Source organism: Rhodococcoides sp. S146-33 (assembly GCF_059489205.1).
This window is the reverse complement of the sequence record NZ_JCAJWY010000001.1, coordinates 700,137-721,471: the sequence shown is the minus strand read 5'-3', so window position 1 is coordinate 721,471 and position 21,335 is coordinate 700,137. Positions and strand designations below refer to the sequence as shown.

Sequence of the window (21,335 nt, the reverse complement as noted above, 5' to 3'; positions counted from 1 at the left end):
GAAACAGCACGCACCACTCGTGTCGCAAGCCGAGTGAACTTGCGAGGCAACCCGCCCTGACTGCGTCGACTAATCGTCCGTGACGAGCGACAGCAGGATCCTCCGAAAGTCGACTCTGTCTTGCTCGTCCAACTTGTCCATCATCGCGCCGAACTCTGCCGCGAGAGCAGCGAGTGCTCGCTCCAGGACCACTCGGCCCTCCGCCGTTGTCGATAGTCGATGACGACGCAGATCGGTTTCATCGATCTCCCGGGTAACCAAGCCTTTGGCGACAAGTGCTCGAAGATAAACCGTGACACTGGCCTTGGGCAACATCAGGTGTGCAGCCAACTCGGCCGGATATTTGCTGTTGTCCACCTCGTCGAGAACGAAGAACTCCTTGGTCTCGATCCCGAGTTCGTCGAACTGCGGCGATGCCGCGTTCATCACTCGAGTCAAGAGCCTGTGGTTCAACTTCCACAACTGTGCCGAATCGGTCGACTGCATACACCTCTCCTCAACTGGTACAGTTTCGTACTAGTTCCATATCGCACAATCATGTTTTGCATACATTGCGAAGCTGAACAAGAATACGGGAGAGGCTTCATGATCGAGCACCTATCCATCCCTCGGGGCACCCTCACCTTGGCAGCCGATCTACACCTACCCGACAATTTCGATCGGACGCAGCCGCATCCACTCATCGTGCTGTCCACGCCGGGTAGCAGCGTCAAGGAGCAGATCGGTGCCAACTATGCGGCAGCGCTCGCCCGCCGGGGAATCGCGGCCATCACGTTCGACCCCGCCTACCAAGGCCAGAGCAGCGGCGAACCACGCGATCTCGAAGATCCCTACCGTCGGGGCGAGGACATCTCGTACGTGATCGACAAAGTGACAAAACTCGACATGATCGATTCCGAACGCATCGGAACCCTCGGGATCTGCGCTGGAGGCGGATACGCAGTCCACACGGCCCGCACCGACCACCGCATCAAAGCCGTCGGCACCGTCGTCGCGAGCAACATCGGAGCGGCCTGGCGCGCGGGCTCAGCTCCCAACGGCCCAGCTGCAGCCCTCGACGAACTCGCCGCGGCCCGATCAGCGCACGTGGCCGCAGGTACGGACGAGCGCGCGAACTGGCTGCCCGATACTCCCGAAGACGCAGTTGCACTTGGCATCACGGACATCGACAGCACCCAAGCGATCGCCTTCTACCGGACCCCGCGCGGCAGCCACAAACGTTCCACCAACCGCCGACTGTCACGAAGCGATTCACTTCTGATGGGCTACGACGCATTTCACCTCGTCGATCCGCTGCTCACCCAACCCCTCCAAGTAATCATCGCCGGTCGGAAGGGCAACACCGGCCAGTACGAAGCAGGAATGGCATTGTGGGAAATGGCCCCGAATCCCGTCGACCTGCTCATCGTCGACGGTGCCGGCCACTACGAAATGTACGACGAGGCGGAGTACGTGGATCAGGCAGTCGACAGGCTCTCGACCTTTTACAACCAGAACCTCTGATCGCTGAGTGGAGCCCGGGAATCGAGGAGCCGTGGCAGCGATACTGCATGTGGCTCCGAGCCCTGAGGCATCGAACTATGCGTACTTGGCGTCCGCCCCGTCGTGGTGAATCGGGCCCGCTGTTCGTGTCAGTGGCAGCGCACTACCCCCACGTCGCACGGCGACGAATTCCGCCGCGATAGCCAGCGCAGTTTCCTCGGGCGTTCGGGCTCCCAAGTCCAATCCGATCGGCGACTTCAAGCGTGCGAGCTCCTGCTCGGTCAACCCGACGTCGCGCAACCGGGCCGCGCGATCGTCGTGAGTCCTGCGCGAACCCATGGCCCCGACGAACGCGACGGGCATTCTCAACGCCACCTCGAGCAGCGGCACATCGAATTTGGCGTCGTGTGTCAGCACGCAGATCACCGTCCGGGCATCGACTGCCGTCCGCGCCAGGTAGCTGTGCGGCCATTCGGTGACCACCTCGTCGGCGTCGGGGAACCTTGCAGCAGTGGCGAATACAGGTCGAGCATCACAGACCGTGACGTGATAGCCGAGGAACTTGCCCACGCGGGCAAGAGCCCCGGCGTAGTCGATGGCCCCGAAGATCAGCAGCCGCGGGGCAGTGGCGTACGACTGCACGAACACGTCGAGATCCGGCCGGCACCGCACCGACCGGATGCCGGTGCCCCCGGAGTCCAACATCGCCAGCGCCTCACCCACGACCACGGCGTCGACGTCCGAAAAACCGGTCGTACCCATGGTCGCCGAGGACGAGACCGCGAGCGATTGCCCGGAGCCGTCGAGCATCGTCACCGTGGCCACCGCAGTGTCCGACGCAATGGCCGCGAGTACGGACCGCGGAGGGCCGAGACGCACGAAGACCTCGATCACTCCTCCACAGGTCAAGCCGACAGCAAAAGCGTCGACGTCGCTGTAGCCGAACGACTCCCGCTTGGACTCGCCGGTCTCGAGAACTTCACGGCACAGCTCGTACACAGCGCCTTCGACGCAGCCACCGGAGACGCTGCCGACGGCCTCTCCGTCGGCGCAGACTGCCATCGCGGCACCCGGAAGCCGTGGAGCACTTCCGGATACCGCGATGACCGTCGCCACCGCGTAGGGAACACCTTGGTGGTCCCAGGCGGTCAGACGATCGACGATCTCTTTCACGTTACGAGATTCCCAACGCTTCTTCGATGGGGTGCAGGGCGAAGTAGACCAGGAAGATTCCCGACATCAGGTACAGCAGCCAATGCGTCTGGCGTGCTTTGCCTTTGGCGAGGCGGACCAGGGTGTACGAGATGACACCCGCTGCGACTCCCACGGTGATCGAGTACGTGAAGGGCATCAGCACGATGGTCAGGAAGGCCGGGATCGCGATTTCGGTGTTCTCCCAGTCGATCTTGCGTACGTGCGTCATCATCAGCGCGCCCACCAGAACCAGCGCGGGGGCTGCTGCACCGACGGGGACCACCCCGGCCAACGGGGTGAAGAAGATCAGACTGGTCAGCAATCCGCCGGTGACGACGCTCGCGAGACCGGTTCGGGCACCTTCGGTGACGCCGGCAGCGGACTCGACGACGGCAGTGTTGGCGGATCCGTTGATCGCACCTCCGACGATGGCACCGATGCCGTCGACGGTGAGGATGCGGCTCAATCCCGGCATCCTGCCCTGCTTGTCGACCAGGCCCGCTTCTTCGCCGACGCCCAGGATGGTGCCCATGGCGTCGAAGAAACCCGAGAGCACGAGCGTGAACAGCACCACCGAGGCCGTGACGACACCTGCCCGAGCGAACCCGCCGAACAGGTCGACGTTGAAGAGCAGGTCGAATTGCGGTGTGGCGACGATGGAATCGGGCACCTTCGGCACTACCGGACCCCACGCTTCCGGTGCGATGTCGAACACCGAGTTCAGGATGATCGCAAGATTGGTGGCGACGAAGATACCGATCAGCATCGCGCCCGGCACTTTCCGAACGAACAGCATGATCATCAGGATCAGGCCGACACAGAAAACGAACACCGGCCAGCCTGCGAGCTTGCCGAACGTGCCGAGAGTGACCGCGGTGGAGGCGGCTTCGTGGTGTCCGACGAAGCCGGCGTCGACCAGTCCGATGAGCGCGATGAACGCGCCGATTCCGACGCCGATCGCTTGCTTGAGCACCAGCGGAATCGCATCCATGATGAGCTGCCGAATACCGGTGAGGGCGAAGACGACGATGATCACGCCCTCGAGCACCACCAGGCCCATTGCCTGCGGCCACGTCATGTACGGGGCCGCCTGAAACACCACGATGGGGGTGACGCCGAGGCCGGCCGCCATCGCGAGGGGCGCGTTGCCGACGACGCCCATCAATACGGTCGTCAGGCCGGCAGACAGAGCGACCATCGTCGACAGTTGTGCCGCATCGAGCGTCGCGCCCGTGACATCGCGCGCATCGCCGATGATCAGCGGAATGAGGACGATCAGGTACGCCATCGCCACGAAAGTGGTGACACCGCCGCGGATCTCACGTGATACCGACGAACCTCGGGCGGTGATATCGAAGAACTTGTCGATCTGAGATCGACCTCGTCCGCTCTTGCGAGTACTGGGTGTGTGTACATCGGTCATGATCGGCCCTCCCAGGGCGTGATCAACCATTCTCCGAGCGTGTGACGGTGACCGTGCCGGGGGAGTTGGCCTCGGGTCGCGCTGTGCTGGAGAAGGTCTCATCGAATGAATCAGGGGTTGACGATGTGTTCGGGTCGAACGGGAACTCGGGTCAAGGCGAGCCCGGTGGCGTTGCGGATGGCAGCGACTACGGCAGGCGTCGAGGACAGCGTGGGCGGCTCGCCCGCGCCACGAAGGCCGTAGGGTGCCAACGGATCCGGGTTCTCCAGAATGTCCAGCTTCATGGGCGGCATGTCGAGAATCGTCGGGATGAGGTAGTCGGTGAACGACGGGTTCTTCACCAGACCGTCGACGACGACGATCTCCTCCATCACGGCAAGACCGAGCCCTTGGGCTGTGCCGCCGTGGATCTGGCCCTCGAGCGAGAGACGGTTGAGGATCTTGCCGACGTCCTGAACAGCGGCCATCTCGACCACCTTCACGAGCCCGAGATCGACGTCGACGTCCACCACCGCGCGGTGGACACACAGGGCGAGCTGGGTGTGGCTCGCGCCCTGTCCGGTGACGGGATCCATTCCGCTGGTGGGACGATGGTGAAATTCGCGCGTCTGCTCGATGACTCGGTCGCCGAGCACGTCCTCGATGGTGGCCAACACACCGTCGGTGGCCGAGACGATCTTGCCGCCGTCGAGGCTCAGCTCGGCCATCGCACGACCGAGGTACAGGCCGGCCAAGACGAAGACCGCCTCACGGACGGCCTCGCACGCGGTCTTGACGGCTCCACCGGTCATGTACGACTGCCGTGACGCCGAGGACGATCCCGCGTTGCCGACCTTGGTGTCGGCCGGGTGGATGACGACCTTGGTGACGCCGAGTTCGGTGCGGGCGATCTGCGCTTCCAACGTCACCAGACCCTGCCCCACCTCTGCGGCAGCGGTGTGGACCAATGCCGTTGCCTCGCCGCCGATCACCTCGAGACGGACGCGTGCAGTGGAGTAGTCGTCGTAGTTCTCGGAGAAGCAGATGTTCTTGATCCCGACGCCGTAGCCGATCCCGCGTACGACGCCTTCTCCGTGCGTGGTCTGCGAGGCTCCGCCCGGCAGGTTGCGGATATCCGACGCATCCAGCTGGGCAGGTAGTTCCATCGCTTCCGCTCGGGCGAGCATCTCGGCGAGAGGTGCCGGCGCTTCGATGACCTGACCGGTCGCCAGAATCGAGCCCTGGCTGACGGCGTTGATCTGACGGATGGCGACGGGCCCGATGCCGCAGGCTTCGCCGAGCTTGTCCATCATCGACTCGTACGCGAAACATGCTTGTACTGCGCCGAATCCGCGCATCGCACCACACGGCGGGTTGTTGGTGTAGACCCCGTACGCGTCGATCTCGATGTTGGGGATGACGTATGGTCCGACGCCGAGCGAGGCCGCGTTGCCGACGACGTTCAAGGTGGCCGAGGTGTATGCGCCACCGTCGAGGATGATCTCGACGTCGGCGAACACGAGCTTGCCGTCGCTGGTCGCACCGTACTCGTAGTGCATTTGCGCGGGGTGCCGGTGCACGTGACCGAAGAACGACTCGTAGCGGTTGTAGACGATCTTGACGGGCTTTCCGGTGTGCATTGCGAGCATCGCGGCGTGGATCTGCATCGAGAGGTCCTCGCGACCACCGAACGCTCCGCCGACGCCGGCGAGCGTCATCCGGATCTTCTCTTCGGGCAGGCCGAGGCACGGGCCGATCTGCGCGAGGTCGTTGTGCATCCACTGGGTTGCGACATACAGATCGATGCCGCCGTCCTCGGCCGGTACGGCAAGTCCGGATTCCGGTCCGAGGAATGCCTGGTCCTGGATTCCGACCGAGAAGTCGCTGCTGACGACGACGTCCGCGGTCGCCCGAGCCGCGGCGACGTTGCCGACGCGAACCGGCTGATGCCGCGCCACTCCGCCGCGTTCCTGCACCTTCGGGTACTCCGGATCCAGGGCTGCGCGACGGGCATCGGTCAGTGGCTCGAGCACCTCGTAGACCACGACGATCTTTTCCATTGCGCGCCGCGCGGTTTCGGGATGGTCGGCTGCGATCAGCGCTATCGGTTCACCCTCGTGCCGCACCTCTTCGAAGGCCAGCACCGGCTGGTCCCACGTGTGGTCGAGGCCGAAGCATTTACGTCCGGGGACGTCCTCGTGCGTGAGGACAGCTTCGACGCCGGGCGTTGCCAACGCCTTCGAGATGTCGACGGAGACGATCCTCGCGCGGGGATGCGGGCTGCGAAGCGTTGCGCCCCAGAGCATGCCGTCGATGAACAGGTCGGACGAATAGGCGAACTCGCCCTTCACCTTCAACGTGCCGTCGGGTCGCAGTGGGCTGTCGCCGACGCGGCCACGGCCCGGGGCCGGGATGTCGGCGGGAGCTTGCCGGGGTGTCGTGGTCGGGGCGCTCACAGCACATCCTCCGCGAGTTTCATCAGGCGACGGTGCGCATCGGCTCCGGCGCGGCCTATTTCGTCCTGCGGTGCGCTGGTCAGAACGTCGTTTTCGACGATCGTCCGACCGCCCACCATCAATCGCGCGAGCGGTGGTGTCTGCCCGTATGCGAACGCGACGACCGGATCGTCCACGGCCGAGTAGAACCCGTCGATGCGCCAGATCGCGATGTCGGCCAGCTTGCCGACCTCGAGCGAACCGATCTCGCGCTGGCGACCGAGTATCGTTGCGCCGCCTATGGTTCCGATCTCGAGGGCCTGACGCGCGGTCAGTGCCGTGGGACCGAACTTGGCTCGCTGCATGTACATCGCCTGACGCACTTCACCGGCCAGCGGCACCATCTCGGCCGAGGCGGAGCCGTCGACACCGAGGCCGACGGGTGCGCCGGCCGCGAGCAGATCGGAAATACGGGCGATGCCCGCGCCCAGCCGTGCATTGGAACTCGGGCAGTGGGCAGTGCCGGTGCCGGTGGCCGCCATCTTCGCGATGTCGGAGTCGTGCAGGTGGACTGCGTGGGCGAACCACACATCGTCACCGAGCCAGCCGACCTGCTCCATGTACTCGACCGGGGTGCAGTTCATCTGAGCGAGGCAGTGCTCCTCCTCGTCGAGGGTCTCGGCAAGGTGGGTATGCAGCCGAACGCCTTTGGCGCGAGCGAGCCCGGCGGACTCCACGAGCAACTCTTTGCTGATGGAAAAGGGCGAACAGGGTGCGACCGCGATGCGAAGCATGGAGCCGAAGGACGCGTCGTGATACGTGTCGATGGCCTCGGCGGTGGCGGTGAGGATGTCGTCGAGCGATTCGACCACCTCGTCCGGCGGCAGGCCGCCGTCGGACACACCCCGGTCCATCGAGCCGCGGCACGGTTGGAAGCGGACACCGATGCGCTGTGCCGCATCGATCTCAGCGGCGAACAGATCGCCTCGGCCCTTGGGGAAGATGTAATGGTGGTCGGTGCTCGTGGTGCACCCGGACTTCGCCAGCCATCCCAGACCGGCTGCGGCGGCTCCGCCGACGACTTCGGCATCCATCTTGGACCATGGCTTGTACAGTGCAACAAGCCATTCGAACAGCGTGTTGTCCTTGGCCAAACCTTGAGAGGCCCACTGGTAGAGGTGGTGGTGAGTGTTCACCAGCCCGGGGGTGACGAGGCAGCCGGACGCATCGATCGTCTCGGCCCCGGCGATGATCGGTGCCGGGCCCGAACCGATGGCGCTGATCGTGGTGCCCTCGACAACGAGGTAGCCGTTCGGGATTTCGTCGCCGACGATCGGGGCGATGTACGCGCCCGAGATGACGGTGGTCATTTGGCTTCGGCCTTTCGGGTTGCTGCGAGCCGTACGGCGTCCAGGATCTTCTCGTATCCGGTACAGCGGCAGAGGTTTCCGGCGAGAGACTCGCGAATCTCGACGTCGGACGGGTTGGGAACGCGCTCGATGAGATCGTGCGCCTGGACTACGAGTCCCGGGGTGCAGAAGCCGCACTGGACGGCTCCGCACTCGACGAACGCCTCCTGCATGGGGTCGAGCTTGTCACCGTCTGCGAGGCCTTCGACGGTACGAATCTCGCGGCCCTCGACCTGGCCGGCGGCCACCAGGCAGGCGCAGGCCGGGATGCCGTCGAGATAGACCGTGCACGATCCGCATTCACCCTGTTCGCACGCGTTCTTGGATCCGGGAAGACCCATGCGTTCACGCAACAGGTACAGCAGACTCTCGCCCTCCCAGACGTCGTCGGATTCCATGTCTTTTCCGTTGATGGTGCAGTTGACTCGCATGTTCAGGCCACCTTCCGTGCGGCTGTGAGGTCTCGCCATGCCCAACCCAGCGTGCGCCGGGCCATCACGGAGAGGGCGTGCTTGCGGTAATCGGCAGTGCCTCGTACGTCGTCGATGGGACTTGCTGCCGCACTGACCAATCGGCCGAATTCCTCGGACACCCGTGGATCGAGGGCACCGTCCCAGTCGAGCTCGGCCGCGAGGTAGTTCTCGGCATCGTAAGCCCGACGCGGCGTCGGCGCAGCGGAGCCGAGACCGGTGCCGACGCGGCCCTCCTGCGGAAACAGTGCGATCGAGAACGAGCACACAGCAATGACCATCGCGTTGCGAGTGCCGATCTTGGAGAAGTACTGAGGTCCCGCAGCCGGCATGACGTGGAACGCTCGGATCAGCTCGTCGGGCTCGCAGCAGTTGCGCTTGACACCGAGGTAGAAGTCGGTGGCGGGGATCATCCGCACGCCGCGTGCGGCCGACTCGACTTCCACGGTTGCGCCCGCAGCGAGCAAGGGCGCGTGCAGATCTCCGGCGGGGGATGCGCCACCGAGATTGCCGCCGACGGTGCCGCGATTACGGATCTGCGGGGAACCGACGGTGCGGGACGCCTGTGAGATGCCCGGAAGCCTGGCTCCTAGCTCGGCGATGATGCGCACGTACGGCACGCCTGCTCCGACCCGGAGCGTGCCGTCGGCCAGCTCCTCCCACTCGGTGAGTTCGGTGATCGGGTTCAGGTCGAGCAATCCGCCCGGCCGATGCAGGTCGAAGTTCATTTCGACCATGACGTCGGTGCCGCCCTGGATGGGCACCACGTCGACGTCGTCGGCCTTGGCGGCCAACGCATCGACCCAGGTCTGTGGTCGCAGGAAATCCATATTCGGTGCTCCGCTCGCTGTCCATATTCTGTGTTCACCCAGTACAGCCGCCGAGCGAGACAGGAACGAGGGACAGGAACGACGAAGTATGACGCCGATCACAGTGTAGGTTTTGGAGGATCCTACGAAGAGGAGGTCGATGACACCGTGAGACTGCGTGATCTGGCCGATCTTCCCGATCTGAAGCTGCAGCCGGTCGTGACTCCCGAGCATTTCGACCCGACGATCAGGTGGGTCGTCACCACCGACATGCTCGACCCGAGCCGCTACCTCAGCGGCGGCGAACTGGTGCTGACCGGCTTGATGTGGCGGGCGGGCCCGGAGGATTCGAGAACATTCGTGCGGGCGGTGTCCAAGGCCGGGATCGCGGCGCTAGCGGCCTCCGATGGCGGTGTCGTGCCGGACGACCTGGTCGATGCCTGCCGCGAACACGGTCTGCCGCTGTTTCGGGTGCCGGCCGACATCGCGTTCGCCACGGTCACCGAAAGCGTCGTGCGTCAGCTCTCGACGGCGCGAGCATCGGATCTGAGCCTCGTGCTGGATCGGCATCGACGCCTGGTGGCGAGCGCCGGACCCGGCGGCGGCCTGGGGCCGCTGTTGGAGATGGTGAGTTCCGATCTGGGTATGAGGTGCTGGGTCGTCACGTCGTCGGGACGCGTTCTCGCCGGATCCGAGAACCCGCCCGACACTGCGGCCGTGGCGCAAGAGTTCATGACATCGGTACGTCTTCCGCGATATTGCCCAACGCAGCGGGTGTCGATCTTTCCGGTCGACGGGGAGGCCACTCCTCGCGTCGTGGACTGGTTCGTTGCTCTCGAAAGCGATTGGCAGACATGGGATGTTCCGAGAACATCGTTGGCCGGACAGTTGGCGTCGATCGTCGCCGTCGAACGCGGTCGCGTCGACGAACGCGTGTCCGGATCGGGCATCCTGGCGCAGGAATTCGTCCGCTCCATCGTGGGTGGCGCGACACCGGCCGACATCCTGGCGCAGATGCACGTCATCGGACTCGACACCGAAACACGCTATGCGGCAATCGTTGCTGCGACCTCCGGCGAGGCTCTACGGCTCGGTGAGTTGCGGCCGCTGCTGCGAGAATTGCTCGCACCTCTCGACATCACGCTGGGAGTCGTCGAGAACGAGGCCATCGCTCTGGTGGAGGCCCGCACCGACAAGACCGACTCCATTCGGCGTGCCGTCCGGTCCGTGGCCCCGGGATTGATCGGTAGCGGCACCACCATCGGGGTCAGTGCTCCCACCGCGGCCGCCGACATCAGAAGTGCAATCGAGGAAGCGCGCTACGCTCGCCGGCTGGCCGAGGGACGGGGTGCGGATTGCAGCGTCGTCGGGCATGACGAATTGGCTACGCTGACAATACTTCTGGCAAATGTTCCTGACGACGTCCGACGGATGTTCACCTCGAGGCTGCTGGATCCTCTGACGGAGTACGACGATCAGCACAACAGCGATCTCATCGCCACGCTGTCGGTCTACCTCGACACCAACGGTGCCTGGACCCGCTGCGCCGAGCAATTACACATGCACGTCAATTCGGTTAGGTACCGAATGCAGCGCATCGAGGAACTCACCGGCCGTGACCTGTCGCGACTGGAGGACAGAATCGAGTTCTACTTGGCTCTTCGGCTGAGATGATGCGTCCCGGTCTACCCTGGAGGCATGGCTCTCATCGCAACACTGGATCTGACGTTCAAGCCCGAAGCTCTTGCCGATGCGCGTGCGTTGCTGCGCACCGTGCTTGCCGATACCCGCGCGTTCGAGGGCTGCCTCGGCGTGGAGGTGTGGGTGGACGAGGAGAACGAGGCGCATGTCGTCGCCTACGAGACGTGGGAGTCAGCCGAGGCCGACGCGAACTACCGCGAGTTTCGCGCCGGGCCGGGCAAGATCACCGAGATGCCGCCGCTGTTGGCCGCCGCGCCTGTGCTGACGAAATTCACCGTCGATTCGTCGATCTGACACTGCGCGCGGCACCGTCAGTCGACGATGCTCGCCAACGGAAGTGGCCTGCCGGTGAGGAAGCCCTGCACCATATCGGCTCGGAGTTCGACGGCGACCTGCAGTTCCGCCTCTGTCTCCACACCTTCCATGATGACGGTGGAGCCGATTTCGTGCGCAAATCCGATCACCGATGCAGCGGCGGCCCGTCGGACCGTATCGGTGTCGATTCCGTGCACCAATGCGTAGTCGACCTTGAGAGTGTCGGGCCTCAGCTCGACCACTTGGCGTAGGCCGGCGAAGCCGGCACCGACGTCGTCGACGGAGATCGAGATACCCTCCACGCGTAGGGATTCGATGGTGCGAGCGACGGCGAGGTAGTCGTCGACTCGTTCGTGTTCGGTGATCTCGATGTGGAACGTTCGGTCTTTCTGGAACGGTCGTAGCTTCGCAGCCAGGTCCGTGGAACGAATGGTCTCGGCAGATGCGTTGAGGGAGATGAAAATTCCGCGAGGCAGAGACTGGGCGGCAACGAGGGCACGGTCGATGGCCGCAACCTCGAGAAGCGGCCCGATTCCGGCGTTGGTGGCGTCGCGAAACCACATCGTCGGCGAGCCGAACCCGAACGGAAAACGCGACAGCGCCTCGTAGCCGACGACGGTAGTGGTGACGGTGTCGCAAATGGGTTGGAACACCACGTCCGGCCCACCTCGGGAGATCAGACCTTCGATGCGAGTGCGAATGTCGGCGCGCGTTCCGGTGCTGCTCCCGCGCGCGCGGCCGTCGTCCTCGGCCAGCCGAGACTTGTTGCGATACATCTCGATATCGGCCAGCGCGATCAATTTGCGCACCACCGTCGGGGTGACGGGTTCGTGCCCGAGAGATTCCACGGCAGATCCGAGGCTGGCGGTGAACGGCGGCCCGGAGAACGTCTCGTCGAGACCGCTCCGGATCTTGTCGACAGTCGATTCGATGTCGCCGGGGGAACCGACGTGGACCACCACGAACTCGTCTCCACTCAGCCTCGAGACCACCGACGACCGCGGGACCGCAGCGGTGAGTCGCGCTGCGATCTCGATCAACACGGCGTCGCCCGTCGGGTGACCGAACCGGTCGTTGATTTCCTTGAACCGGTCGATGTCGAGAACGGTGACGCCGATGGTTCGATCGGATGCATCGTCGGCATAGGCGATTCCGACGCCGTCGATCGCTTCGAGCAATCCACGCCGGTTGTACAGTCCCGTCAACGAATCGGTGACTGCACCCGACGCCCGAGAACGCAGATATCGAATGTAGGCCCGCATCATCAGTGGGGTGAGGTACAGCGTGACGACGGTGACCGCGGTGGCGGCCACCAGCCACAGGTTCGTTCCCTGATTCACCGCGAGGACGGACAGAGCGAGCACCGTCGTCAACGAGACGGCGAGGTGAGCCCACATCACTCGAAACGAACTGGCAATGACGGTGAAGACCGCCACGATGGTGAACATCATGCACCCGGTCAGCGGAACGAGGTAGTTCGTGCTGCTGAACAGGGTGGCTACGACGCCGATGTCGGCGTAAAGAACAAAGGCGTTGGCCACTCGTGGTGACGGCCACGGCCTCAGGAACCAGGCGAGCGCCACCGGAATCGTCGTCAACGAGCCGATGAAGATGTAGACGTCGAGGCCCTCGTAGTGGATGCCGGTGGCAGACATCAGGACGCCGGACACCCCGAACAGGAGCGTCACGACTCCGATGAAATAACGCACCCACCGCTCACGCGCGGTGTTCGCGAAGTAGGTGTAGTCGTCCTCGACACTGTCGAGAGGGGTGCCGATCCCAGGTCTGTACTGCGTGCGGCCTTCGGCCTCCACCGTAATCCCTGGTCTGGAAATGGGCGTACCTCTCATGGGCAGATCCCCGGCCATCACGAACGCTACCAGCGCGACCTCTGGCGAGGCCGAAATCGGGCGTACCCGTCGGCCTACGGGGTCAGACCATGTCTTTCTCGGTCATCCAACGCAGCGTGGGCCACCCCAGGAACACCGGCAACCAGCAGGTCAGCACCCGGTAGAGCAACACCGACGGTACTGCGATCGAGGCAGGTAGACCGAACGCGGCAAGACCGCCGATCAGGGCGGCTTCCACGGCACCGACGCCGCCGGGTGTCGGCGCAGCGGACGCGAGGGTTCCGCCGATCATCGTCACGACGGTCACGGTCACGAAGGTCGTGCCACCGCCGAAGGCTTCGATGCTCGCCCACAATGCCAGCGCTGCACCCAATGTCGTTGCGGCGCAACCAAGAATGATGATCGAGAAGCGCTTGGGGTCTCGCGCAAGCTCGCCCAGTTCGGTGAGGACTTCGGTGACCTGCGGCCGGACGGCCACTTTGAGCCACAGCCTGAGCTTGGGTACGAACATGAACGTCCCGACGACGCCGAATGCGGCACCGGCGATCAGATACAGCACGGTGTTGCCGGGCACCATGTTCGACAGTCCCGAGGAGGTACCGGCGACGACGCTGAAGAAGATCAACAGGCTCACGTGCGTGATCACCTGGACCGATTGTTGCAGTGCCACAGCCGCAGTCGCGCGAACAGCGCCCAGCCCGCCCTTCTGCAGGAATCGCACACTCAGAGCCAGGCCTCCGACGCCCGCGGGGGTCGTCGTCGCGGCGAAGGTGTTGGCCACCTGCATGACCGTCAGATTCCAGAAGCTGACCTTGCCGAACGCGCACGCCCACAACGCAGCTCCGGCACCGACGTACGTCAGAGCAGAGACCGCCAACCCGAGCAGAACCCACCACCAGTTCACCGAACCCAGTTCGGTCACGAACGCAGGCACCGCACTGATGAACGGGTACGCGACGTAGACCAATCCGATCAACAACACGAGCGAGATGATCTGGTTTCGGCTGAAGCGAGTGACCTGTTCGGCCTCGATCTTGGCGGCACCGGTCTGCTCGAGCACCTCGAGCCGGACGGCCTTCATCGTCTTGCCTGCGTCGTGAACCGATTGACGAATCCGAGACGGAATGGCGGACTTGGTGAGCCGGCCCGATGCCGCGATCACGGTATCGAAGCCGAGGACGCCGACGGCCGTCGCAACGGCACGGCGAGGGCCGAAAAGGTCTGCGGTGGTGAGCAACAGCTGCGCCACATCCGATTGCATCTGGGCATCGGACGCACCCAGTTCGGCGTGGCCGTAACCGCAGAACAAGGCTCGACCCTCGTCGATTCGAAGTTCGCCTCGATGCAGATCCCCGTGCGAGATCTGGTTCTCGTGCAGGGTGTTCAGTGCCTTCCACAACGCGGTGAGGGTGGCGTCGTCGTGCTCGGCCTCGATCGATTGACCGTGGGGTAGGTCGTGCGCGTACAACGTCCACCCCCGATCGAGCGCCGCTACCGCCAGCGGATGGCTGCCCGCCGCACCCAGCCTCTCGATGGCCAAACCCATCAGGGCTCGATGCTCGACGGCCCGGCGCATCGATGCATGGAGTGGCGCAGTCTCACTGCCCCGTCGCGTGATCCATCGCCAGAACTGTCGGAGGGCGCCGCCGCTGCGCTGATTCTGCCCGTACAACTCGACCAGCACGTCGGCGTCGGGCGTGTGTGCGTTCAACACCAACGGACCCGGTCCGGCGGGACGCACCACGGTGAACTTGTCGATGGTGACGCCGCGATCGCGGAACAGACGAACTGCTGCGTCGAGCGGAACCTCGAGAGCGGGTGTGCCGACCAACAGGACGATGACGGCTCCGACGAGCCACCCGACGGCGAGGCCGAGCATCGAGCGAGCCGGGACGACGGTGGAGACGACCAGATGAATCGGCACGAACGCGAGCAACAGCGTCCACCATGCCCGACGCCACCGCGCGGGTAAGCCGGGGCCGGACACCGTCAGGGCCGCAGCCAACATGGCGATCCAACGTGAGTCGTCGAGGAACTGCGAAAGGAAGGTGTCCAGTCGCTCGGGAACGTCCAGGTCCCAGGTGGGAGTGGAGATTCCGGTGCCGGTGATCGACAGCGCCATTGCGGCCAGCAGTGCCGCTGCTGCGTAGCCGGCGAGCAGTTTCCATTTACGGCCGGCAATCAGGCCGATCAGCACTCCGAACGGAAGCGCGAGAATGGCGACGCCGTAGACGATATAGACGGCATTGGACTGATCGGGGCTGAGTACACCGACGATGTTCGACACCGATTGCTCGAGCGCATCCCACTGATTTCTGGTGATCAGCGAACCGGCGATGACCACACCGAGCAGCACCACAGCCGACACGACCCGAATGATGTCGCTGGTTCTTCGCACCAGCGGTTGAAGCAGGTTCCCCGCTACGGGAATGTCCCGCCCATCCACACGCATGGGGCCAACCTACCGTGCGGTACGCCTGCGGAGTTCGTTGCGGACGGCGGGCCATTCGGATTCGATGATCGAGAACACCACGGTGTCGCGCAGTGAACCGTCGGGCATGCGTTGATGATTGCGCAGAATGCCGTCCTGCTTGGCGCCGAGCTTTGCGATCGCCGTGCGCGATTGCAGGTTCATCCAGTGCGTGCGAAATTCGACGGCGATGCAGCCCAGTTCCTCGAAGGCATGCGTCAGCAGCAGCAGTTTGCTCGCGGCGTTGGTGCCGGTTCCGTGCGCGGAGCGGGCATTCCAGGTGTACCCGATCTCGACCCGGCGGTTGGTCGAGTCGACGTTGCAGAACGTCGTCGCACCGATGATCTGGCCGGTGTCGTTGCGGCGCAGCGTGAACGGAAGCATGCTTCCTGTTTCGAGCAGTCCGAGCCGACGATCGATCTCTGCCGCCATGTCCTCGGGTTTCGGAACGCTGGTGTACCAGAGGTTCCACAACTCGCCGTCGCGGGCGGCGTCGGACAGTCCTTCGAGATGGTCGTGGCTCAGCGGCTCCAGGGTCACGAGATCGTCAGCGAGGGTCACCGGTTGCAGAAAAGGCATTCGCCGACGATACGTCGGATCGTGCCGTCCGGGAAAGCGCAATGATTGTCGCTGCGGTGACCGCGACAGCGATGACGACGAGGGCGATCACCTCGGTGAACGCGTGTGCGTAGGCATCGGCGAATCCGGGTTGCCCGGATGCAGCGGCGTCGGCATCGACTCGATCGGTGAGTTCGCTTCGGATGAGGAAGGCCAGTAGCCAGGAATAGCCAGCGACCGCGATGGCTTCGCTGCCGATGCGGAACAGGTTGAGTACCCCGGCGGCGGTGCCGCTGCTGTGCGGCGGAACCGCGGCGAGTGCTTCGCCGTCGACCAGGCCGATGGGCAGACCGAATCCGAGCCCCACCGCGATCATGGGGACAACGACGGCGGCAAGCGGGACGCCGGGCTGCAGCGCCAGCATGCCGAGGTTGCCGAGTACGAGGAAGCCGAGGCTCGCGAGGATGACGCGAGTGGGCGTGACGGCGTCGAACATCGCGCTCAGTCGTGCGACGGTCAGTGGAGCGAGAAGAACCGGGATGGTCATTGCCAACATGAACAGCCCGGCTCGGCCGGGGGTCAGCGACGCGACGGCGCTGAGCGCGGCCGGCAGGTAGGTGAGCAGAGTTACGAAGCCGATGGCTCCGGCGACCGGGACCAGGCACAACGAGAGGAATCGACGGTTGCGCAGCAGCGTGAAATCCAGCAGACGGTTCGCGGTCGATTCGCTTCGCAGCGCAGGCAAGGCCAGTGTGCCGACGGCAGCGACCAGTAGGACGATCGCCTGAGCGGCGAATACCCCGCGCCAGTCGACCGCGGCGATCAGCAGGCCGGAGATAGTGGGCCCCAGTGCCAAGCCGAGCCCGTTCACGGTGCCGAACAGTGCGAATGCCGTGGCCCGCGCGGTCCCGTGAAAATGCAGCGACAGAATCGACGTCGAGCCCACCAGAACCGCGGCGGCACCGGTGCCCGCGACAACCCGCGCCGCGTCGAGTACGAGTAATGAGGGCGCGAGTGCGCTGACCAGGCTGGCGGTGGCAGTGAGCAGCACACCGATGCGGAACGACGTGCGGTGGCCGATGCGATCCGACACCGCACCCCAGACGACGGTGAACAGGGCGAACGCGACGTTGAAGCCGTTGACGACCCACTGCAGGGGCGTGGGATCGGAGCCGAGATCGGCCGCGATCACCGGGAGTGCAATGGCTGTACCGGAGATCGACATCGGCACGACGAACTGCGCTACAAGTACGACCGGTAGAACTGCCCTCATGAATCCCCCTGCGCTTAGGTACGATGCTTTTCGTACTAGAACAGGTTTTGAGGTACGGCGCAAGTCGTACCTTGACGCGGGAGGAGCGCATGGCAGACGAGAACGGGCATCCGGAGCCCGAGGAAATGCAGCTCGGTGCAGTGATGTCGGCACTGGCGGATCCGCTGCGTCGTAAGGTGGTCACCGAACTCGTCGGCGACGACGATGGTGCCGAGCGAACGTGCATGTCGTTCGAGCTCGGGGTGACCAAATCGACTCTCACGCACCATTTTCGAGTGCTGCGAGAAGCAGGGCTGGTCTTTCAGGTGGACCGCGGTAACAGTCGGAAGGTCACGCTGCGTCGCCGAGAGCTCGAGGATCGGTTCCCCGGTCTGCTCGATCTGATCGCCAACGAAAACCGCTAGCCCGAAGCGGACGCCCGTCGTACGGTGATGCCCATGCACATCGCAATGATCGGCACGACGGCTCCCAGTCACATCTATCCATCACTGGCCGTCATCACCGAGTTGGTGCGACGCGGGCATCGCGTCACCTATGCCATCGGAGATTCTCTGCGGCACATGGTGGAACCCGCAGGCGTGGAGGTGGTCTCGTTCGAGTCGATACTCCCTGACGGAGAGGCGTCGTGGCCCGATGATCCGGCCTCGGCCATGCAGGTGTTCCTCGACGAGGCGATACAGTCGTTTCCGGTGCTCACCGCGGTGTACGACGACGATCAGCCGGAGCTGTTGCTGTACGACATCGGCGGCATGACTGCACCGGTCCTGGGGGTGCGCTACGGGGTGCCTGCCGTGCAACTCTCGCCGACGTACGTGGCGTGGGACGGGTATGCCGAGGATCTCGGGGACGGGATGGCCGCTATCCGAGAGTCGCCGACCGGTGTCGTCTACCGCGATACCTATGCAACCTGGTTGCGAGAGAACGACATCGACGCCGATCCGTGGGAGTGGATCACGTATCCGGCGCACTGCCTGTCGCTGATTCCGCGGGTGATGCAGCCGCATGCAGACCGAGTGGCCGAGTCGGTGCAGTTCGTCGGCCCGTGCCTGGATCCGGTACGCCTGAGTGACCGCAGCTGGACGGCACCCGAGGGGCCGATCCTGTACATCTCGCTCGGTACCGGATACAACGAGCGACCCGAGTTCTATCGACTGTGCATCGAGGCGTTCGGGAACACGGACTGGCATGTGGTGATCTCCATAGGCCGACGCGTCGATCCGGCCGTGTTGGGTGACCTCCCTGCGAATGTCGAAGTACACGAACATGTTCCGCAGCTCGCGGTACTGGACGCCGCCACCGTCTTCGTCACCCACGCCGGGATGGGCGGGTGCACCGAGGCGCTGTGGTTCGGCGTACCGACTGTGGCAGTACCGCAGGCTGTCGATCAGTTCGGCAACGCCGCGATGCTCGCCGAACTCGGGGTTGGCGTGCACCTGGACTTCGAGAAGGTCACGGCTGTGATGCTGGCAGAGGCTGTGGCCGAAGCCCGCGAATTCGGTTCACGTGCAGCAGAACTCGGTGCCGAGGTGCGAGCGCACGGTGGCGTCGAACAAGCCGCGAATGCGGTGGAGGCATTCGGCCGCTGAGTTACGTCGCGAGTGCTCGTAGCTCCTCGAAGGTCGAGGCGTAGGTTTCGCGGACCTGATCCCAGGATGCCGTCATGTCCACGCTCTGCGGATCGGGAGTCGGTAGCGCGTAACCGTACTGGGAGCGAGGCACCGGATTGCCGGGCAGCACGAGCACCTGGGTGAACGCCGCGGAATCAGGATTGAACGTCAGGGTATGGGATGCGACGTTGCGGCCCCAATCCTCTGACGGCCACGACAGAAAGATCACGTGTTGAGGGTTGGCCGCGACGTCGGTGTACGAGACGTAACTTCCGTAGTGATCCTCGCCCGGAGACATGATCTTGTACGAGCCGTTATCGGTGTAGATCAACAGTGCCTCGGCAAACGGCTTCTGGTCGAACAAGGCCGTGTAGCGAAGTGCGTGCACGAACACTGGCCGACCCAACGGAATCGAGATGGGCTCCTGCTGTGTGGTCATGAGGTTCGAAGGTACCGACGTGAAGAATCCGGTGCAGTGAGCCGCGCTGAGCGCGGTCTACTGCACCCGATTCAGTCCTCCAGAACGCTGACGCTCACGCCGTAGGGCAGGAAACGGACCCGTCGACGCGGGTCGGTGTTGTCCTTGTGTGCACGGAGGGCATCGAGTTCGGTGGCGTAGAGCTGGTCGACATGCGGCGATCCCGCGTCATCGACGCTGTAGATCGCCCAGACCCCGTCACCCTTCTGACCGGTGGTTTCTGGCTCCGGCGGAGCTTTCGGTGCTCCGACATTCGAGGCGAAGAGCGAGCCGACAACCTCGCGGAGTCCCTCGGTCGCCTCGCGTGCGAACTTGTCGAAGTCGTCGGATCCGAATCCGAAGGGTCCTTGGTTGGCCATGGCAGTACCTCCTGGGGTGATACTCCAGTATGCGCGTTTTCTCCGAACTGCCGCCGAGCGTCCGCGCGCTCACGTTGCCGGGCAGCACCGACCCGGCTCTGGTCTTTCTGCACGGCCTCGGCTCGGCGGGCGTTCCGGCATTCGGTGCTGTTGCCGCAGACGCAACGTTCGAGGGTCGAGAGCGGCTGCTGCCGGATCTGCTCGGCTTCGGTTCCAGCGATCGCCCGCTCGATTTCGGCTACTCGCTCGACGACCATGCCGCTGCCGTTGCGGACCTGCTCGATCAGCGGAATCTGACGTCGGTCGACCTGGTCGGCCACAGCCTGGGCGGATCGATCGCCACCGTGCTCGCCTACCGTCGACCCGATCTGGTGGGCCGACTGATCGTGCTCGAACCCAACCTGCTGCCGTGGGACGGCACCGCCAGTGTCGAGATTGCCAGACAATCCGAAGCAGAGTTCGTCGACACCGGTTATGCCGAGCTCATCGCCGAGGCCGACCCGGACTGGGCATCGACTCTGCGGGTCGCGGACCCGATCGCGCTGCATCGCACCGCCGTCGGGCTCTGCGTGGGATCGGAACCGACAGTCGAGGCCATGCTGGAGTCGATAACCGTTCCGCGTCTGTTCGTCTATGGAGAGCGCACCGGCGCGCCGAGTCAGCAGGCCGGGTTGGCTTCCTCAGGGGTGGGTTTCACCCGCATCGACAATGCCGGCCACGTCATGATGGCCGATAATCCCCATGACACAGTGAAGGCATTGAAAGCCGGTCTACTGCTGTAGCCGGGCCCCGATGGTGTTGTGCAGAGCCCGCAGCGAGTTCTGACCGAGTGAGACCGTCTGCGATTCGATGTAGCGCAACAGGTGCGAATCGTTGAGCACCTTCTCGCTCGACTGGATCAGGACGGTGCCGGCACCGGTGAAATCGAACTGACGCTCCTCGCCGCTGTTGGCACCGAGAAATCCGCGTGCCGCGCCGAGGAAGTTCTGCATCCAGTCTGCATCGAAGTGATGCGACGGGGACGGGCAATCTGCCCATCCCACAAGCGCTTCCGGGTCGATGCGAAGCGGCGGCTCGGCGAACATGACGGTGCCGTTGGAGGAGGCCAGGAACTTTCCGGTACCGAGCAGTGTCAGAAATCCGGGGACGATGGACTGCTTGAGGTCCAGAGTCGGCTCGAACGCAAGCAGATTCGCGGCTCGGATCGTCAGGTTGCCGTCGTCGAGGTCGTAGCTGTTGATGTTGAACCCGCGGTCGCCGAGGATCAGCTTGCCCTGACCCTGCGCCAGTACCCAGTCGTTGGAGTACAGCGGTGACGAGAACCGCGCGGCGACGATGGCAGGCATCGAGGTCTGCCCGAGCGGCTCGAAGCGAATGTTGCCGTAGTACGCAATCATCGCGCCCTTCGAGGTGAACCACGGCTGGCCTGAGAGTTCGACGCAGAAGGCGTAGTCGTTACCGGGCACGTTGTCGTTGACCGGCAGGGTGTATGGGGTGTGAATGTCCAAACTCATTGCCGCTCC

At 64.2% G+C, this 21,335-nt stretch carries 20 protein-coding genes; 6 read left to right on the top strand and 14 right to left on the bottom strand.

Annotation, left to right across the window (positions count from 1 at the left end):
- Positions 1 to 69: 69 nt before the first annotated feature.
- Positions 70 to 486 carry a MarR family winged helix-turn-helix transcriptional regulator gene (locus tag AC5WEY_RS03435; protein WP_495644688.1) on the bottom strand — a complete coding sequence of 139 codons (417 nt, stop codon included), beginning with the start codon at positions 484 to 486 and terminating at the stop codon, positions 70 to 72.
- A 99-nt stretch (positions 487 to 585) separates the two neighbouring features.
- Here AC5WEY_RS03435 and AC5WEY_RS03430 point away from each other — a divergent pair, with 99 nt between their 5' ends.
- Positions 586 to 1,503: an alpha/beta hydrolase gene (locus AC5WEY_RS03430; protein ID WP_495644687.1), complete on the top strand. Its 918-nt coding sequence runs from the start codon at positions 586 to 588 to the stop codon at positions 1,501 to 1,503.
- Positions 1,504 to 1,578: 75 nt separating this feature from the next.
- Here the strand turns inward: AC5WEY_RS03430 and AC5WEY_RS03425 are convergent, their stop codons facing one another.
- The 6 genes from AC5WEY_RS03425 to AC5WEY_RS03400 form a co-directional block, all read right to left on the bottom strand.
- On the bottom strand, positions 1,579 to 2,655 hold the full coding sequence (locus AC5WEY_RS03425; protein WP_495644686.1) for an XdhC family protein: 1,077 nt from the start codon (positions 2,653 to 2,655) through the stop codon (positions 1,579 to 1,581).
- Between the two features lies 1 nt (position 2,656).
- Positions 2,657 to 4,099, bottom strand: coding sequence for an NCS2 family permease (locus tag AC5WEY_RS03420; protein WP_495644685.1), 1,443 nt, complete (start codon positions 4,097 to 4,099; stop codon positions 2,657 to 2,659).
- 110 nt (positions 4,100 to 4,209) lie between these two features.
- On the bottom strand, positions 4,210 to 6,534 hold the full coding sequence (locus AC5WEY_RS03415; RefSeq protein WP_495644684.1) for a xanthine dehydrogenase family protein molybdopterin-binding subunit: 2,325 nt from the start codon (positions 6,532 to 6,534) through the stop codon (positions 4,210 to 4,212).
- Complete coding sequence (locus tag AC5WEY_RS03410; RefSeq protein WP_495644683.1) at positions 6,531 to 7,883, bottom strand: 8-oxoguanine deaminase; 1,353 nt, start codon at positions 7,881 to 7,883, stop codon at positions 6,531 to 6,533. Before AC5WEY_RS03410 ends, AC5WEY_RS03415 begins: the two co-directional genes overlap by 4 nt.
- Positions 7,880 to 8,353 (bottom strand): (2Fe-2S)-binding protein, encoded by a 474-nt coding sequence (locus tag AC5WEY_RS03405; protein WP_495644682.1) that lies wholly within the window; start codon positions 8,351 to 8,353, stop codon positions 7,880 to 7,882. The genes AC5WEY_RS03410 and AC5WEY_RS03405 overlap by 4 nt, the downstream gene beginning before the upstream one ends.
- 2 nt (positions 8,354 to 8,355) lie before the next feature.
- The gene (locus tag AC5WEY_RS03400) at positions 8,356 to 9,222 is read right to left on the bottom strand and encodes an FAD binding domain-containing protein (protein WP_495644681.1); all 867 of its coding nucleotides are present in this window, start codon (positions 9,220 to 9,222) and stop codon (positions 8,356 to 8,358) included.
- A 147-nt stretch (positions 9,223 to 9,369) separates the two neighbouring features.
- On the opposite strand from AC5WEY_RS03400, the gene AC5WEY_RS03395 reads away from it, so the two are divergent.
- Both AC5WEY_RS03395 and AC5WEY_RS03390 read left to right on the top strand, forming a co-directional pair.
- Positions 9,370 to 10,875 (top strand): PucR family transcriptional regulator, encoded by a 1,506-nt coding sequence (locus AC5WEY_RS03395; protein WP_495644680.1) that lies wholly within the window; start codon positions 9,370 to 9,372, stop codon positions 10,873 to 10,875.
- Positions 10,876 to 10,899: 24 nt separating this feature from the next.
- On the top strand, positions 10,900 to 11,196 hold the full coding sequence (locus AC5WEY_RS03390) for a putative quinol monooxygenase (RefSeq protein WP_495644679.1): 297 nt from the start codon (positions 10,900 to 10,902) through the stop codon (positions 11,194 to 11,196).
- A gap of 17 nt (positions 11,197 to 11,213) precedes the next feature.
- Here AC5WEY_RS03390 and AC5WEY_RS03385 read toward each other — a convergent pair whose 3' ends face one another.
- From AC5WEY_RS03385 to AC5WEY_RS03370, 4 genes are all read right to left on the bottom strand, one after another.
- Positions 11,214 to 13,067: an EAL domain-containing protein gene (locus AC5WEY_RS03385; protein WP_495644678.1), complete on the bottom strand. Its 1,854-nt coding sequence runs from the start codon at positions 13,065 to 13,067 to the stop codon at positions 11,214 to 11,216.
- Between the two features lie 82 nt (positions 13,068 to 13,149).
- Positions 13,150 to 15,519: a lysylphosphatidylglycerol synthase transmembrane domain-containing protein gene (locus AC5WEY_RS03380; protein ID WP_495644677.1), complete on the bottom strand. Its 2,370-nt coding sequence runs from the start codon at positions 15,517 to 15,519 to the stop codon at positions 13,150 to 13,152.
- A gap of 9 nt (positions 15,520 to 15,528) precedes the next feature.
- Entirely contained in the window at positions 15,529 to 16,116 is a 588-nt protein-coding gene (locus tag AC5WEY_RS03375) for a GNAT family N-acetyltransferase (RefSeq protein WP_495644676.1), read from the bottom strand.
- Positions 16,085 to 17,368 (bottom strand): MFS transporter, encoded by a 1,284-nt coding sequence (locus AC5WEY_RS03370; protein WP_495644675.1) that lies wholly within the window; start codon positions 17,366 to 17,368, stop codon positions 16,085 to 16,087. The genes AC5WEY_RS03375 and AC5WEY_RS03370 overlap by 32 nt, the downstream gene beginning before the upstream one ends.
- Positions 17,369 to 17,457: 89 nt before the next feature.
- On the opposite strand from AC5WEY_RS03370, the gene AC5WEY_RS03365 reads away from it, so the two are divergent.
- On the top strand, positions 17,458 to 17,772 hold the full coding sequence (locus tag AC5WEY_RS03365) for an ArsR/SmtB family transcription factor (RefSeq protein WP_057476799.1): 315 nt from the start codon (positions 17,458 to 17,460) through the stop codon (positions 17,770 to 17,772).
- 33 nt (positions 17,773 to 17,805) lie between these two features.
- Positions 17,806 to 18,954 (top strand): macrolide family glycosyltransferase, encoded by a 1,149-nt coding sequence (locus AC5WEY_RS03360; RefSeq protein ID WP_495644674.1) that lies wholly within the window; start codon positions 17,806 to 17,808, stop codon positions 18,952 to 18,954.
- 1 nt (position 18,955) lies between these two features.
- Here AC5WEY_RS03360 and AC5WEY_RS03355 read toward each other — a convergent pair whose 3' ends face one another.
- Positions 18,956 to 19,414: a hypothetical protein gene (locus AC5WEY_RS03355; RefSeq protein ID WP_495644673.1), complete on the bottom strand. Its 459-nt coding sequence runs from the start codon at positions 19,412 to 19,414 to the stop codon at positions 18,956 to 18,958.
- A gap of 71 nt (positions 19,415 to 19,485) precedes the next feature.
- Entirely contained in the window at positions 19,486 to 19,812 is a 327-nt protein-coding gene (locus tag AC5WEY_RS03350; protein ID WP_495644672.1) for an Rv0313 family protein, read from the bottom strand.
- A gap of 29 nt (positions 19,813 to 19,841) precedes the next feature.
- Between AC5WEY_RS03350 and AC5WEY_RS03345 the strand changes: the two genes are divergently transcribed.
- Positions 19,842 to 20,594 carry an alpha/beta fold hydrolase gene (locus tag AC5WEY_RS03345; RefSeq protein ID WP_495644671.1) on the top strand — a complete coding sequence of 251 codons (753 nt, stop codon included), beginning with the start codon at positions 19,842 to 19,844 and terminating at the stop codon, positions 20,592 to 20,594.
- Here AC5WEY_RS03345 and AC5WEY_RS03340 read toward each other — a convergent pair.
- Entirely contained in the window at positions 20,583 to 21,326 is a 744-nt protein-coding gene (locus tag AC5WEY_RS03340) for an AIM24 family protein (protein ID WP_495644670.1), read from the bottom strand. The two genes, AC5WEY_RS03345 and AC5WEY_RS03340, sit on opposite strands and share 12 nt — an antisense overlap.
- Between the last annotated feature and the right edge of the window lie 9 nt (positions 21,327 to 21,335).

Excerpts from the sequence above, each read along its gene's own strand:
- AC5WEY_RS03435 (WP_495644688.1), bottom strand. The coding sequence starts at position 486 with ATGCAGTCGACCGATTCGGCACAGTTGTGGAAGTTGAACCACAGGCTC.
- AC5WEY_RS03430 (WP_495644687.1), top strand. The coding sequence starts at position 586 with ATGATCGAGCACCTATCCATCCCTCGGGGCACCCTCACCTTGGCAGCC.
- AC5WEY_RS03420 (WP_495644685.1), bottom strand. The coding sequence starts at position 4,099 with ATGACCGATGTACACACACCCAGTACTCGCAAGAGCGGACGAGGTCGA.
- AC5WEY_RS03410 (WP_495644683.1), bottom strand. The coding sequence starts at position 7,883 with ATGACCACCGTCATCTCGGGCGCGTACATCGCCCCGATCGTCGGCGAC.
- AC5WEY_RS03405 (WP_495644682.1), bottom strand. The coding sequence starts at position 8,353 with ATGCGAGTCAACTGCACCATCAACGGAAAAGACATGGAATCCGACGAC.
- AC5WEY_RS03400 (WP_495644681.1), bottom strand. The coding sequence starts at position 9,222 with ATGGATTTCCTGCGACCACAGACCTGGGTCGATGCGTTGGCCGCCAAG.
- AC5WEY_RS03390 (WP_495644679.1), top strand. The coding sequence starts at position 10,900 with ATGGCTCTCATCGCAACACTGGATCTGACGTTCAAGCCCGAAGCTCTT.
- AC5WEY_RS03385 (WP_495644678.1), bottom strand. The coding sequence starts at position 13,067 with ATGAGAGGTACGCCCATTTCCAGACCAGGGATTACGGTGGAGGCCGAA.
- AC5WEY_RS03380 (WP_495644677.1), bottom strand. The coding sequence starts at position 15,519 with ATGCGTGTGGATGGGCGGGACATTCCCGTAGCGGGGAACCTGCTTCAA.
- AC5WEY_RS03375 (WP_495644676.1), bottom strand. The coding sequence starts at position 16,116 with ATGCCTTTTCTGCAACCGGTGACCCTCGCTGACGATCTCGTGACCCTG.
- AC5WEY_RS03370 (WP_495644675.1), bottom strand. The coding sequence starts at position 17,368 with ATGAGGGCAGTTCTACCGGTCGTACTTGTAGCGCAGTTCGTCGTGCCG.
- AC5WEY_RS03365 (WP_057476799.1), top strand. The coding sequence starts at position 17,458 with ATGGCAGACGAGAACGGGCATCCGGAGCCCGAGGAAATGCAGCTCGGT.
- AC5WEY_RS03360 (WP_495644674.1), top strand. The coding sequence starts at position 17,806 with ATGCACATCGCAATGATCGGCACGACGGCTCCCAGTCACATCTATCCA.
- AC5WEY_RS03355 (WP_495644673.1), bottom strand. The coding sequence starts at position 19,414 with ATGACCACACAGCAGGAGCCCATCTCGATTCCGTTGGGTCGGCCAGTG.
- AC5WEY_RS03350 (WP_495644672.1), bottom strand. The coding sequence starts at position 19,812 with ATGGCCAACCAAGGACCCTTCGGATTCGGATCCGACGACTTCGACAAG.
- AC5WEY_RS03345 (WP_495644671.1), top strand. The coding sequence starts at position 19,842 with ATGCGCGTTTTCTCCGAACTGCCGCCGAGCGTCCGCGCGCTCACGTTG.
- AC5WEY_RS03340 (WP_495644670.1), bottom strand. The coding sequence starts at position 21,326 with ATGAGTTTGGACATTCACACCCCATACACCCTGCCGGTCAACGACAAC.